The organism is Leucobacter celer subsp. astrifaciens (genome assembly GCF_001273835.1).
GTDB lineage: Bacteria > Actinomycetota > Actinomycetes > Actinomycetales > Microbacteriaceae > Leucobacter > Leucobacter celer.
In genome coordinates, this window is record NZ_JHEI01000145.1 from 62549 (window position 1) to 76560 (window position 14012).

Below are 14012 nucleotides of genomic sequence, written 5' to 3' on the forward strand. Positions count from 1 at the left end.
AACCACCACTTTCTTCAGATTCGTTTAAGATTGAGCTAAAGAATGGAGGGTAATGGAGCTGCATCAGCTGGAGGTGCTGCGCGAGCTGGGCACCCTCGGCAGCGTGACGGCCGTGGCCGAGACGCTGCACGTCACTCCCTCGGCCGTGTCGCAGCAGCTCTCGGCGCTGCAACGGGAATTCCGCGCCCCGCTGACCCGCCGCGCCGGGCGCACACTCGTGCTCACCGATGCCGGGCGGGCTCTCGCGCGGGCCGGCGCAGACGTCATCGAGGCGATGGCCGCGGCGCGCGGCGCGGTCGAGGCGTTCGAGCACGCACCCACGGGAACGGTGCGGCTCAGCGGATTCCACAGCGCCTCGCAGGCGATCTTCGGCCTGCTGCTGGATGAACTCCGGGGGCTGGACGCTGCCCCCGAACTCCGGCTGTCGGACGAGGACGTGGCGCAGGAGGAGTTTCCGCACCTCACCGCCCACTACGATCTCGTGCTCGCGCACCGGCTCGAGCACAGCGCTCCCTGGCCCGACGCCGGCATCCAGGTGCTCCCGCTCGCCCAGGAGCCCCTCGACATCGCCCTGCCCGTCGGCCATCCGCTCGCCGAGCACGACCGGCTGTCGCCGCACGACGTGGCGGACGAGCCGTGGGTCACCAGCCGCGCCGGCTTCTCCCCCGACGACCTGCTCGGCGCCATCGCCGCGGTCGCGGATCGCCCGGTCGAGGTGGTGCACCGCATCAACGACTACGGCTCGGTGGCGGCCGTCGTGGCAGCGGGGGACGCGATCGGCATGGTGCCGCGCTACACGGTCGGATCGGCGCACAGCGGACTCGTGCTCCGGCCGCTCGCGGGTATCAACGCCACCCGCGCCATCGACCTCCTCACCCGACCCGAGAGGATGCACCGGCGCTCCGTGCAGACGGTGGTGATGGCGCTCCGCACCGCGATGGCCCGCCTGGTGCGGGCCGCCGAGGAGCGGCGCTGACGCCACTGATCGCGGGTGCTATCCGCGTTTCGCGGCGGCTCCCCGCACCAGAGCGAGTCGCGGGATCCAGCACCCGTCATCCTGCGCGCGCGAAAGGCTCAGGCAGAACGCGCCAGCGCTATGCGCATTTCGCGGCGGCGCTACTGCGCCAGCGCGAGTCGCGGGATCCACTCCGCCCGCTCCCACGACCACGCGCAGAGCGCCCCTACGGCTTCCCCGCTACAGCTCCGAGCCCGACACGTCGAAGGTGCCGCAGGCGGTGGGACCGTTGCGATACCCGGTCTGGAACCAGCGCATCCGCTGCTCGGAGGTGCCGTGGGTGAAGCGCTCGGGGTTCACGCCCACACCCGCCGACTCCATGATGTGGTCGTCGCCGACCGCGGCTGCGGCGCTCATGGCGTCGGCGATCTGCTGCTGCGTGATCGGCTTCAGAAACGGCACGCCGCTGTCATCGGTCACCGTCGATGCACTCTGCACCCATGCCCCGGCGAAGCAGTCGGCCTGCAACTCGAGCCGCACCGATCCCGAAGTCGGCCCGCTGTCGCGCCCGACCCCCTGCAGCGAGCCGATGAGGTTGGAGACGTGATGCCCCCATTCGTGGGCGAGCACGTACATCTGCGCCAGTGATCCGTTCGATGCCCCGTACTCGCCGCTCAGCGTGTCGAAGAACGAGACGTCGATGTAGATCTTCTCGTCGGCCGGGCAGTAGAACGGGCCGGTCGCGGCCGAGGCCGCTCCGCAGGCCGACTCCGTCTGCCCCTCGAAGAGCACGACGTTCGCGGGGCCGCGGTAGTTGCCGACCTGGGTGGCCCAGTAGCGTTCGAGCGAGTCGCTCGCCGCCGCCATCCGGCATTCCACGTCGGTGTTCGCATCGGCCCCGGTCTCGCAGCCGGGCACCGCCCCGGCCTGCTCCTCCGAGACGACTCCCCCGCTGATCGCCTGCTCCACCACCGGGGCGAAGGGCATCAGGTTGACGCCCAGCAGCTGGGAGCCCAGCATCAGCAGCAGTACGACGCCGATGCCGCCGCCGGCGATCACCCCGCCGCGGCGACCGCCGCCGCTCCGCTTCGACACCCGGCTCGTGTCGATCCGCACGTTGTCGTTGAAGGTCATGGTCCAACGGTACCGCGGTGCGGCTCTTTCAGCCCCTCGTTCGAGCAGGACCCGACATCGCGAGATCCCGATTTCTGTCGCAGCGCATCACCCTGCGCGACAGGAAACGAGATCTCGGCGCAACAGCGGCGCGAAAAGAGGGAAACGAGGAGAGCGGGCAGGTTGCGAGGGCCGCTACGACGCGAAGCGGTCGGTCGCGCGCACCAACGCGTCCACGATACCGAGCTCGCTCGCCGCGTGCCCGGCGTCCGGGATCATCTCGAACGCGGCCTCCGGCCAGGCGCGGTGCAGATCCCACGCCGTGCGGGGCGGTGTGCAGGCGTCGTAGCGCCCCTGCACGATCACACCGGGGATGCCGGCGAGCTTCTCCGCGGCATCGCGGATCAGCTGCCCGTCCTCCATCCAGCCGCCGTTCGAGAAGTAGTGGTTCTCGATGCGCGCGAACGCCACCGCCGCCGCGGTATCGGCCCGCGCCTCGGCGATGCCCTCCTCGTCGGGGATCAGCTTGATCGTCGAGTTCTCCCACACCGTCCACGCCACCCCGGCCGGAACATGGACCGCGGGGTCCGCGTCGAACAGCCGCCGATGGTACGCCGCGACCAGGTCATCGCGCTCAGCCTCGGGGATCACCGAGAGGTACTCCTCCCACGCGTCCGGGAACAGCTGCGAGGCGCCCTCCTGATAGAACCAGCGGATCTCGCTGCTGCGGAGGGTGAAGATGCCGCGCAGCACGAGTTCGGTCACCCGATCCGCATGGGTCTGCGCGTAGGCGAGGGCGAGAGTCGACCCCCAGGATCCGCCGAACACCTGCCAGCGGTCGATGCCGAGGTGCTCGCGCAGCCGCTCGATGTCGGCCACGAGATGCCAGGTCGTGTTGGTCGACAGGTCGGCGTCGGGTGCGCTCGCGTGCGGTGTGCTGCGACCGCAGCCGCGCTGGTCGAAGAGCACGATGCGGTAGCGCTCGGGGTCGAAGTAGCGACGGTGGTCGGGGCCGCAGCCGCCGCCGGGGCCGCCATGGAGGAACACGACCGGCTTGCCGTCCGGGTTGCCGCTCGTCTCCCAGAACACCTGCTGGTCGTCTCCTACAGGGAGCCTGCCGAACGCGTAGGGTTCGATGGGCGGGTAGAGCGTGCGCAGTTCGGACATGGACCCACCCTATTGCCTGACCCGAGGCCGCCACGACGCACCGCGGCGCGCCACGACGCGTCACGGTGCGCCCACACGGCTCGGCCCTCCCTGGGCAGGCCCGACCAGCGGCCACCGGCCCGTGCAAACCGGGAGGCCCGCACGACCGAGCGGACGGGCAGTTGAGGCAAACGCCCAGGCGGCCGGGCGTCCGGGCAGCAGTCCGGGCGAACAGCGTCGCAGCGGGCGAGCGCGCAGCTGCTACGCGCTCGCTTTCGCCTCCTCCTTCTCGCGCTTGCGCAGCTCCTTCTCGTGAATCGGCCAAGTGCCCTGCGCGATCGCCGCCTCGACGTAGGCGTGCGCCTCCTCCTGGCGCTCCGCCTCGATGCCGGTGGCGATCTCCGCGCGCAGCAGCTGCGGGGTCAGCCCGAAGGCCTCGACCAGGTCGAGGGCGTGCGGCCGCAGACGGGCGATGAGCCGGTCGATATAGGCGGTGACGGCCTCGGCGCGCTGCCCCGAGATCCGGCCGCTCACGAGATACCAGGCGGCGTTGCGCTCGATGAGCCCGAGCCCGAAGAGGTCGCGCAGCCAGGTCAGCACCTGACGGGAGCCGGCGTCCTCGAGCTGCTCGATGGCCTCGGTGAAGGCCTCCCACTGCAGCAGCTCGCCGTGGGCACGAGCGGCCTCGATGAGCTTGTGCTGCTGCGCGTTGAAGGCTTCCTCGTTCGCGATGGCTCGCGCCCGCTTGTCCCCCTTGGGGATTCCCTTGGTGGCCTCGCGCAGCGCGAGCGCGATCTCCGCGACCATCGTCTGCACTCGATCCGTGAGCAGTTCGCGCTGCGACTCCGTGCTGCGCAGGCTCTCGACCGAGCGCGACACCTGTCCGAGATCGGCGATGCTCTGCCCCATCTGGCGCAGGCCGAAGCGGCTCACGCGGTCGCCCAGCTGCGCAGCCGCGGCCTTCGCGATGGCCGCTTTGTCGCCCGGCTTGAACTGCGCGGCGTAGTCGGTGAGCAGGCGCTTGCCCACGAGCTGCAGCAGCACATTGTTGTCGCCCTCGAAGGTGACGTAGATGTCGAGGTCGGCCCGCAGACCCACCAGGCGGTTCTTCGCCATGAAACCGGCCCCGCCGCAGGCCTCGCGCGCTTCCTGCAGCGTGTCGAGCGCGGCCCACGTCGAGAGCGGCTTCAGCGCGGCCGCGAGCGTCTCCAAGTCCTCACGGTTCTCCTCGGTGTCGCCCGCACCCGAGAAGACCTCGTCGAAGATCGTGAGCAGCCGCTCGTCGGCGAAGGCCATGGCGTAGGTCTGGGCGAGCCGCGGCAACAGCCTGCGCTGGTGCTGGCCGTAGTCGAGCAGCACGGTCTCACGGCCCGACGCCCCCGGGAACTGACGTCGCTCGCTGCCGTAGCGGATCGCGATGGTCAGCGCGGCCTCCATCGCGCGCACGGCCGAACCGTCGAGCGACACCCTGCCCTGCACGAGCGTTCCGATCATCGTGAAGAAGCGGCGGCCGGGGCTCTCGATCGCGGAGGAGTACGTGCCGTCCGCGGCGACATCGCCGTAACGGTTGAGCAGGTTCTCGCGCGGAATGCGCACGTGGGTGAAATGCAGCCGACCGTTGTCGATGCCGTTGAGGCCGCCCTTCACCCCGTCGTCCTCACTGCCCACGCCGGGCAGCATCTCGCCGTCGGGCGTACGGATCGGCACGAAGAACGCGTGCACACCGTGATTGACCCCGCGGGTGATGAGCTGCGCGAAGACCACGGCGGCCCGGCCGTGCAGTGCGGCGTTGCCGAGGAACTCCTTCCACGCGCCGGTGAAGGGCGTGTGGATCTCGAACTCCTCAGTGTCCGGATCGTAGGTGGCCGTTGTGCCGATCGAGGCGACATCGGAGCCGTGACCGATCTCGGTCATGGCGAACGCACCGGGCAGCTCGAGGCTCATGACATCGGGCAGCCACTTCTCGTGGTGCTTGCGGGTACCGAGATGCAGGATCGCGGCTCCGAAGAGGCCCCACTGCACACCGCTCTTGATCTGCAGCGAGGGATCGGCGAGCACGAGCTCCTGGAAGGCCGCGATGTTGCCGCCGTGGTTGTCGCTGCCGCCGAGGTCGCTCGGATAGGCGCGCTGGATCGCCCCCTCCTCGACCAGGATGCCGAGCTGCCCCAGCGCGCGCTCCCGATGCTCCGACATCGGCTGCCCGTGAATCGTGTGCAGCCGCGGATCCTCGGCGAGGCGCCGCGACTCCAGCCGCTCGCTCTTCCACTTGCCGAGCAGCGCGTCGCCGACCGCCTGGGTGTCGATGCGGGGATCGGGTCGGGTGGGGGTGTCGCTCATCGGTGCTCCTTCGACGCGGTGTTCGGGATCGCGCGCCTGAGGCGCGACCCTCGTATCCGAATGCTGCCAGGTTAGAAGGGACCTCCGACGCTCACAACCGGACGCTCCACCACGCACAACCGAGCCTCGCTCGCACCCCCAGACCCCTTGTAGACATTAGCCAAAAACGACACCGGTCGACTAGAGATGATCTCCACCCGTGCCTGCACGTCAGGATCCCCGCGGCGCGGTCCGCCGGCACCCGCAAAGCTCCGCTTTGCCAATAGCGCCCCGGGGCAGAAGCCCCGGCGCGCGCCGCGCGAAAACGCTGACGCGTTTTCTTTCAAGCGGCACCCGCGGGCTCGAAGTCTCCGAAGTAGTCCGGTTCGATCCCGGCGCTCTCGAGCAGCTCGCGCGTGCGCTTCTGCCGGGTGCGCGGGATCACCGTGATCACGAAACCGTCCTTGCCGGCGCGTCCCGTGCGGCCCGCGCGGTGCACATAGGTCTTCGAATCGTCGGGCGGATCGGCCTGCAGCACGAGGTCGACATCGTCGACGTGGATCCCGCGCGCCGCCACATCGGTCGCCACCAGCACCGAGGCCTTGCCCGATGAGAAGCGCGCGAGGTTGCGCTCGCGCTTCGCCTGGCTCAGGTCGCCGTGCAGCGACACGACGCGCAGCCCCGCCTCCGAGAGCATCTCGGCGATGCGCTCGGCGTAGGCCCGGGTGCGGCAGAACACCAGCGTCCGCGCGGAACCGGACGCGGAGCCGGACGCCCGACCCGCCCCCGAGGCGAGTTCGACGAGCACCCGGTCCTTGTCTTCCCGCATCACGATGAGCACCCGGTGCTGCACCGATCCCGAGGCGCTCTCCTTCGCCTCGTGCACCGCCGGGTTCCTCAGGAACTCCGAAACGATCTCCGACACCCCGCTGTCGAGGGTCGCAGAGAACAGCAGGCGCTGGCCGCCGCGCATGGTCTGCCGCAGCGTCCACTGCACCGGCTCGAGGAATCCGAGCTCGCACATGTGGTCCGCCTCGTCGATCACCGAGATCCGCACCTCGCGCAGGTCGAGCCGACGGCGATCCACCAGGTCGCGCACGCGCCCGGGAGTGCCGATCACGATGTCGACACCGCGCTCCAGCGCGTGCACCTGCGGATCGAGCGGCACCCCGCCCACCAGTTGCGCCGTGTAGAACCCGACCGAGCGTGCGATCGGCTGCACGGTGCGATCGAGCTGCAGCGCGAGCTCCCTGGTCGGGGCGAGGATCAGCGCCTTCGGCTTGCGGGTGGCCCGCTTCGGCGCGCGCTCGCGACGCTCCCCCCGCGGCGGCTTCTTCTTGGACTCTGCGGGGTCGCTCGCGAACGCGCCCTCCGCTTTGAGACGGAGCAGCCGCTCCACGAGCGCGGATCCGAAAGCGATCGTCTTTCCCGATCCCGTGCGAGCGCGGCCCAGCACGTCCCGGCCCTGCAGCGCGTCGGGGATGGTCGCGGCCTGAATCGGGAATGGCCGCTCGGCTCCCAGCTCTCCGAGCGTGCGCACGATGTTGCCGCCGAGGCCGAGATCGCCGAAGCTCATCCCCTCGACGTCGGCCGCCGTCGTGAGACGCGCATCGAGCCGCTCGAAGGTCTGCTCGGCGCCCGCCCCGCTCGCCCGTCCGGTCTCGCCGAACGACCCCTTCCGGGGTGCGCCGGATCGCGGATGCCCGGCCGCGCCGTCCCGGTCGAAGGCGAACACCCGGGCGCCCCCGTCCTCGGCGGAGCCTCGCGGCCCCTTGGTGGCCTTGTCGCCGCCGTCCCGCCCCTTCGAGCGCTCGCCCCGCGGCTCGCCGCCGTCCGGTCGCCCCTGGGCAGCCCCGCGCTCCGCCCAGCGGTTGCGGCGCCCCGGCGCGCGGCCGGGTTCGTAATTGGCCGGCGGTCGGTAGCCGCGGCGCCCCTTCTGTGCCACTGCTAGCCCTCCTCGCGGGTCTGCGCATCGCCCGGATCGGATCCGGGCTCCGCCTTCGAGTCGGCCGCGGCTTCCGCCTCGGACTCGTCGATCTCCTGCGTAGCCTGCCACATCAGCTGCTCCCAATCGAGTTCGCCGGTCACCGGCGGGGCGACGAGAGCGCTGGGCTCCTCCGGTTCCGTCGGCTCGGGCTCCGGTTCCGTCGGCTCCGGATCGGGATCCGTTGGCTCCGGCTCCGTCAGCTTGGTCTCTGACTCCGTCAGTTCGGGATCGGGATCGGGGGCGGGATCAGGAGCGGGGGCCGGCTGCGAAGGTGCCGGATCGGACCGCGCGGGAACGGGCTCGGGAAGCACCAGCGGGATCAGGCCGGCGTCGCTCGGGTCCTCGCGTGCGGCGAAGTCTGACACGTCGGCGGTCTCGACAGGCCGGTCGACCTCGACAGGGTCGACCTCGACAGGATCGACCTCGACATGATCGTCGGCGGCCGGCTCGGACTCGTCGAGCAGAGGATTCTCGTCTCCGGTGAATCCGAGGTCGGCGAGCACCATCGACATCTGCGCCGTCTCGGGGCCGACGTCGCCATGCTCCGGCTCCGGGATCGGCTCCGCCTCCGGCTCACGGTTCGGCTCCGCAATCGGCTCCGCCTCCGGCTCACGGATCGGCTCCGGTTCTCGGACCGGCTCCGGCTCCGGCTCGGGCTCCGAAACGCGCTCCGAAGCGCGGCGCCCCGACACCTCGGGAGCGGAAAGCCCCGCCTTGAACAACTCGCTGAGGATCGCCTGCTGCGTATCCGGATCGGCCACCGCGGGAACCGGTGCGGCTGCGATCGGCTCCGCCTCGAACGCCCCGCCCTCCACGGGTGCGGCGTGCTGAGCCGACGAGATCGGCGGAACCGCGTCGTCGGGCGCCTCCGAAGCGGCCGTGAGCCCTCCGGCGGCTGACCCACCGGCCGCCGCCGACCCGGGCCCGACAGCGGTCGCAGCGCCGACAGCACCCGCGGCACCGACGGCGCCGAAAGCCGACAGCGGCCCGGTTTCTCCCCCGCTCGCCGCAGCCGCCGGCACGGCGGGCGCGAACGCCGCAGCGGCACCGCCCCGACGGCGACGCGACGCGGGACCCGTCCGCCGCTTGCGCGCACCCCGACGACCGTCCCGTCGACCCTCTCGCCGGCGTTCCACGGCGTAATAGAGGGTCGGCAGCACGATGAGCGTCAGCACCGTCGACGAGAGCAGGCCGCCGATGACCACCACGGCCAGCGGCTGCGAGATGAACCCGCCCTTGCCCGTGATCCCGAGCGCCATCGGCGTGAGCGCGAAGATGGTCGCGAGTGCCGTCATGACGATGGGGCGCAGACGCTGCAGGGAGCCGTGCAGCACCGCGTCCCGCAGGGCGTCGCCGCGATCCCGGTACTGATTGACGAGGTCGATGAGCACGATCGCATTGGTGACCACGATGCCGATGAGCATGAGCACACCGATGAGGGAGGCCACGCCGAGCGGGATCCCGGTCGCGATGAGCAGCAGGATCGCGCCCGTCGCGGCGAAGGGCACCGATACGAGCAGCAGCAGCGGCTGCAGGAGGCTGCGGAACGTCGCGACCATCACGACGTAGACGATGAGGATCGCGGCGAGCAGCGCGAGACCGAGCTGTTCGAACGCCTCGGCCTGCTGCGCCATCACACCCCCGACGCCGGCGGTCGCGCCCGCGGGCAGTTCGACGGCCTCGAGTGCGGCGTCGACCGCGACCCCCGCGGTCCCGAGATCGTCGCCCTCGGGAAGCGCGGAGACCGTCACCATGCGCGAACCGTCCTCGGTGCGCACCGTCACCGGCCCGTCGGCGACCTCGATGGCGGCGAGCGCGTCCAGCCGCTGCGGGCCGAGTGCGGTCTGGATCTGGAGCGCGGCCACGCCCGCCTGGTCGCTCGGTGCGACCCCGCTCGCGAGATACACGGCGACGCTGTCGGCATCCATGGTGATCTGACCGACCTGCCGGGGCTGCATCTGCTGCGAGACCTGACCGGCGACCCCCGCCTCCGTCAGACCGGCCGCGGCCGCGGCCGTGCGGTCGACGGCGATGCGCAGGAACGGACGCGACTGCCCGAGATCGCTCTCGACCTGCTGCAGCTCCGGGCGGTCCCGCAGCTCGGCGGTCACCACCTCGCTGGCCTCGCGGAGGGTCTCCTGATCCGGGGCCGACACGTTCACCTCGATGGCGCTCGACATCGCCACACCGCCACCCGACTGGCCCAGCGAGAACTCACCCGCGTCGTCGAGTCCATCGACCGCAGCTCGGATCTCGTCCTGCACCACCGTCTGGTCGGCATCGGGGTCCGTGGTGAGCGAGTAGCTCACCGATCCATCGCTTCCGCCGCCGAAGATCGCGGCCATGCCGCCGCCGGCACTGCCGATCGTCACCTGCACCGTCTCGATGGCCGAGACGCCTGCGAGAGCCTCCTCCACCCGCTCCGCCTGCGCCAGCTGAGCCTCGAGGCTCGTTCCGGGCGCGAGCGTCTGCACGAGCCCAACGGAGTTCTGCTCGTCGGCTCCCATGAAGTTGGTCTTCATGAGGGGGCTCGCCGCGATGGTGGCGCCGAAGACCACGACGGCGATGAGCAGCGTCACGGCCGGGCGCCGCAGCGTCCACTCGATGATCGGGCGGTACCCGCGCTGCAGGGCGGTCGTCGGCTCCGACTGCGATGCGACGGCCGTCGAGCGGCGCTTGGGGCGGTCCCCGCGCAGGAACCAGAAGGCGAGCACCGGCACGATCGTGAGCGAGACCAGCAGCGAGGCCGCGAGCGCGATCGTCACCGTGAACGCGAACGGCCGGAAGAGCTCTCCCACCATGCCCTCGACGAACGCCATGGGCAGGAACACGGCCACGGTGGTGATGGTCGACGCGGTGATGGCTCCGGCCACCTCGCGCACTGCCTCGATGATGGTCTTCGTGCGGTCGCCGCCCGAGGCGAGATGCCGCTTGATGTTCTCGATGACCACGATCGAGTCGTCGACCACCCGGCCGATGGAGATCGTGAGCGCCCCGAGCGTGAGCATGTTGAGCGTGTACTCGGCGAAGTTGAGGCCGACGAAGGTGAGCAGCACCGAGGTCGGGATCGAGATGGCGGTGACGAGCGTCGCACGCACCGACATGAGGAAGACCAGGATCACGAGCACGGCGAACACCAGGCCCAGAAGCCCCTCGGTGGTGAGCGTGTGGATCGACTGCTCGACGTACGGCGCCTGGTCGAAGATCACGGTGAGCGTCGCGCCGCCCAGCTGATCCTGCAGTTCGTCGAGCTTCTCCTGCACCGCGTGCGACACGTCCACGGTGTTCGCCGCCGACATCTTGGTCACCGCGATGGTGAGGGCGGGTGCCCCGTCGACACGGGAGATGCTCTGCTGCGGGCCCGGCTCGAGAGTCACCTCGGCGACGGCGCCGATCGTGAGCGGCGCCACCGGGGCGGGCACCTCCTGGCCCGGCAGCGGGGGCGCCTCGAGCAGCGCCTGCTGCTCGGCGGCGATCGCCTCGGCGCTGCGGGGCAGCGGCAGCGCCGCGACCTCCTCTGCGGAAGCCACGACCGAACCCGCCTGCACCGCGAGCGTGCGGTCCCCGTCGGCGACGGTGCCCGCGGCGATGAGCACGCCGCTCTGCTGCAGCGCATCGGTGATCGACTGCGCGCCGAGCCCCTGCGCCGCGAGCGCCTCGGCATTGGGCTGGATCGTGATCCGGTCAGCGCGCGCGCCCGTCAGCTGCGCATCGCGCACTCCGTCGAGATCGCTGAGATCCGGGATCGCCACGCGTTCGATCAGCTGCGCCGCCTGCTCGGGGCTCTCCCCCTCGGCCGGGGTCACGGCGATCTGGATGACCGGGAAGTCGTCGATGCTGCCGGAGAGCACCTGGCTGTCGCTCTGTTCGGGCAGCAACTGCGAGATGCGGCTGATCGCCCGCTCCACCTTCTGCTCGGTGGCGGCGAGATCGATACCGTAGGTGAATTCCGCGAGCACCATCGAGGAGCCCGTGCTCGACGTCGCGGTGGTGCTCTCGAGATCGGGCACGCCGCGCAGAGCGGTTTCGATGGGGCCGGAGACGTCGTTGTTGACGACCTCCGGCGAGGCGCCCGGGTACGCGGTGACTACGGCGATGGCGGGGAACTGCACCGACGGCATGAGTTCCTGCTTGAGCGATCCGACGCCGATGAAGCCGAACACCGCTGCGACGATGGTCACCAGGGCGATCAGTGCGCGATTCTTCAGGCTGAGCGCCGTGAGCAAGTGCATGCGGATGATTATTTCACGCGCCGCCGCACGGCCGGCCCAAAGACAAGGGCCAGAGTCAGGAGGCGCCCGACCGGGGTCCCGCGGATCGGTCGGGCGGCGAGTCGCGTGATATCGCGGGATAATGCTGTGCATGCCGCTGTCTCGAACTCGCCGCGCTCCGCGCACCCTGGGCGCCGTCACCCCCGCAGACTTCGAACGGCTCGCCGAACTGCGCCGGATGCAGGGCATCGCCGTGGCGCTGCTGCTGTTCATGGCCGCGGTCTTCGTCGTGTCGTTCTCCCTGCAGGACCGCTATCCCTGGCTGGAGTACGTGCGGGCCGCGAGCGAGGGCGGCATGGTCGGCGCGCTCGCCGACTGGTTCGCCGTCACCGCGATCTTCAGGCGCCCTCTGGGCCTTCCGATCCCGCACACCAATCTCATCTCGAACAAGAAGGACGACATCGGCGCCGGCCTGGGCTCGTTCATCGAGGAGAACTTCCTCGCCGACGACGTCGTGCACGACAAGCTCTCACGGATCAGCGGCGCGCGGGCCGCCGGAGAGTGGCTGGAGCAGCGCTCCAACGCCGAGCGGGTCGGCGACATGCTGGCGAACGCCGGACTCGGGGCGCTCACCGTCGTGGGAGACGACGACGTGCAGGAGCTCATCGAGATGCTCGTGCGGCGGCACGTCGTGGATCCCGAGTGGGGCCCGCTGCTCGGACGAGCCGCGGAGACGTTCCTCGACGGCGGGCACCACGAAGCGCTGATCGACATCGCCGCGAACCGCTTCGAGGAGTGGCTGCTCGGCCATCCCGAGGCGTTCGACCGGATGGTCTCCTCGCGGATGCCGACGTGGGTGCCGAGCGTGGTGAACCGATTCGTGGACGACCGTCTGCACGCGGAGGCCGTGCGCTTCGCGCAGCACGTGGCGGCCGAACCCGACCACCCGTTCCGCCTCGCAGTCGGCCGTTTCCTCTCGGACCTCGCTCGTGATCTGCAGCAGGAGGAGCGTCTGCAGCGCCAACTCGAGACGTTCAAGCACGAGGTCTTCAACAGCCCTCGGATTCGGGCACTCGCCGCGAGCACGTGGGAGGTCGCCCGAGCGGCGCTCGAGGAGATGCTCCGGGATCCGCACAGCGAGTTGCGCAGCCGGATCAGCGGGGCGCTGCAGGACTTCGGGCGCAAGCTGCTCGACGATCCGACGCTGCAGTACAAGATCGACGTCTGGGTGATGGGCGTGGTCGAGCACCTCGTGCGGAACTACCGGCACGACCTCGCGAACGTCGTGTCGGAGACGGTGCAGCGCTGGGATGCGCAGGAGGCCGCGGAGAAGATCGAGCTGCAGGTGGGCAAGGACCTGCAGTTCATCCGCATCAACGGCACGATCGTCGGATCGCTCGCGGGCCTCGCCATCTACACGATCGCGACGCTCGTCGCCTCCGCCTTCCCCCACCGCTGACGCGCCCCGCCCCTCCTCGCACCCCGATGCTCTCTGGCGGGGCGGGTGGAGGGGTGAGGGCAGGGCAGGGCAGGGCAGGGCCGAGGATCGGCTACCGCGCGTAAGAGACCGGGAGCAGCATGTCCTGCACGCGATCCCCCGAGGCGGTGTGATCGGCGCGTGTCGCGATGGCGCAGCGCTCGACCCGGCAGTCGAGCGCCTCGCTCACCGGAGCGGGAACGGTGAGCTCAACCTCGAACGATCCCTCGGAACCGTAACCGTGCGTCGCGAACGCCCGCCAGGCCCAATCGTCGGTGACCCAAGCGCTCGAGAGGCCGCTCTCCTGCGCCTCGCCGGTCTCCGCCCCCTCGGGAATACCCCCGAGACAGGGGCCCGGTTTCTCGTCCGGGGACTCGGGAATCGCGCAGATCGCCACGTATATGCCGATACCGGCATCGAAGCCGCTGCCCCGCACCACCAGGGTCTCTCCGGGCCGCAGGGCGTCGAGCGCCGCGGGTTCTCCCCCGCTCGTCGTCGCGCTCAGCAGACGCGTACGCCCGTCCGCGCCCGTCGCGCTCGACTCCGAGACGTATTCGTCGGGCAGCGCCTGACCCGAACCGCCCGCGCTGCGGTGGGTGAGGATCGGCACGAGCACGGCGAGCGCGCCCGCGAGCACCAGGGCCGCGAGCACCAGCACCGCGATGAGCACGATCCTGAGCGGGCGCCGCGAAGTCATGCCTTCATCGTAATGGCCCCGCTCATTCGCCCGACCGACCATGCTAGAATCTGCTCCATACGTCTAGTGAATTGGTACTGCCTCGCGGTGTTCTACCGCGAGGCCTGAAT

Annotated in this window: 8 protein-coding genes; 2 read left to right on the forward strand and 6 right to left on the reverse strand. The window is 70.5% G+C overall.

Annotated elements, in window-relative coordinates:
* Nucleotides 1–52: 52 nt before the first annotated feature.
* The gene (locus AMS65_RS15930) at nucleotides 53–976 is read left to right on the forward strand and encodes a LysR family transcriptional regulator (RefSeq protein WP_053385162.1); all 924 of its coding nucleotides are present in this window, start codon (nucleotides 53–55) and stop codon (nucleotides 974–976) included.
* Between the two features lie 219 nt (nucleotides 977–1195).
* On the opposite strand, the gene ypfJ is transcribed toward AMS65_RS15930, so the two are convergent.
* From ypfJ to AMS65_RS15955, 5 genes are all read right to left on the reverse strand, one after another.
* Nucleotides 1196–2089 (reverse strand): KPN_02809 family neutral zinc metallopeptidase, encoded by an 894-nt coding sequence (gene ypfJ / locus AMS65_RS15935; RefSeq protein WP_053385163.1) that lies wholly within the window; start codon nucleotides 2087–2089, stop codon nucleotides 1196–1198.
* A 174-nt stretch (nucleotides 2090–2263) separates the two neighbouring features.
* Complete coding sequence (gene pip, locus AMS65_RS15940) at nucleotides 2264–3235, reverse strand: prolyl aminopeptidase (protein WP_206542003.1); 972 nt, start codon at nucleotides 3233–3235, stop codon at nucleotides 2264–2266.
* Nucleotides 3236–3475: 240 nt separating this feature from the next.
* Nucleotides 3476–5551 carry an acyl-CoA dehydrogenase family protein gene (locus tag AMS65_RS15945; protein ID WP_053385164.1) on the reverse strand — a complete coding sequence of 692 codons (2076 nt, stop codon included), beginning with the start codon at nucleotides 5549–5551 and terminating at the stop codon, nucleotides 3476–3478.
* Nucleotides 5552–5873: 322 nt separating this feature from the next.
* Nucleotides 5874–7475, reverse strand: coding sequence for a DEAD/DEAH box helicase (locus tag AMS65_RS15950; protein ID WP_053385165.1), 1602 nt, complete (start codon nucleotides 7473–7475; stop codon nucleotides 5874–5876).
* A gap of 2 nt (nucleotides 7476–7477) precedes the next feature.
* The gene (locus AMS65_RS15955; protein WP_053385166.1) at nucleotides 7478–11749 is read right to left on the reverse strand and encodes an efflux RND transporter permease subunit; all 4272 of its coding nucleotides are present in this window, start codon (nucleotides 11747–11749) and stop codon (nucleotides 7478–7480) included.
* A 130-nt stretch (nucleotides 11750–11879) separates the two neighbouring features.
* On the opposite strand from AMS65_RS15955, the gene AMS65_RS15960 reads away from it, so the two are divergent.
* Entirely contained in the window at nucleotides 11880–13187 is a 1308-nt protein-coding gene (locus tag AMS65_RS15960) for a DUF445 domain-containing protein (RefSeq protein WP_053385167.1), read from the forward strand.
* A gap of 91 nt (nucleotides 13188–13278) precedes the next feature.
* Here the strand turns inward: AMS65_RS15960 and AMS65_RS15965 are convergent, their stop codons facing one another.
* On the reverse strand, nucleotides 13279–13902 hold the full coding sequence (locus AMS65_RS15965) for a hypothetical protein (RefSeq protein WP_053385168.1): 624 nt from the start codon (nucleotides 13900–13902) through the stop codon (nucleotides 13279–13281).
* Nucleotides 13903–14012: the final 110 nt, after the last annotated feature.

What these genes read in the sequence shown, in the direction of transcription:
- AMS65_RS15930 (WP_053385162.1), top strand. Translation starts at nt 53, where the DNA reads ATGGAGCTGCATCAGCTGGAGGTGCTGCGCGAGCTGGGCACCCTCGGC.
- ypfJ (WP_053385163.1), bottom strand. Translation starts at nt 2,089, where the DNA reads ATGACCTTCAACGACAACGTGCGGATCGACACGAGCCGGGTGTCGAAG.
- pip (WP_206542003.1), bottom strand. Translation starts at nt 3,235, where the DNA reads ATGTCCGAACTGCGCACGCTCTACCCGCCCATCGAACCCTACGCGTTC.
- AMS65_RS15945 (WP_053385164.1), bottom strand. Translation starts at nt 5,551, where the DNA reads ATGAGCGACACCCCCACCCGACCCGATCCCCGCATCGACACCCAGGCG.
- AMS65_RS15955 (WP_053385166.1), bottom strand. Translation starts at nt 11,749, where the DNA reads ATGCACTTGCTCACGGCGCTCAGCCTGAAGAATCGCGCACTGATCGCC.
- AMS65_RS15960 (WP_053385167.1), top strand. Translation starts at nt 11,880, where the DNA reads ATGCCGCTGTCTCGAACTCGCCGCGCTCCGCGCACCCTGGGCGCCGTC.
- AMS65_RS15965 (WP_053385168.1), bottom strand. Translation starts at nt 13,902, where the DNA reads ATGACTTCGCGGCGCCCGCTCAGGATCGTGCTCATCGCGGTGCTGGTG.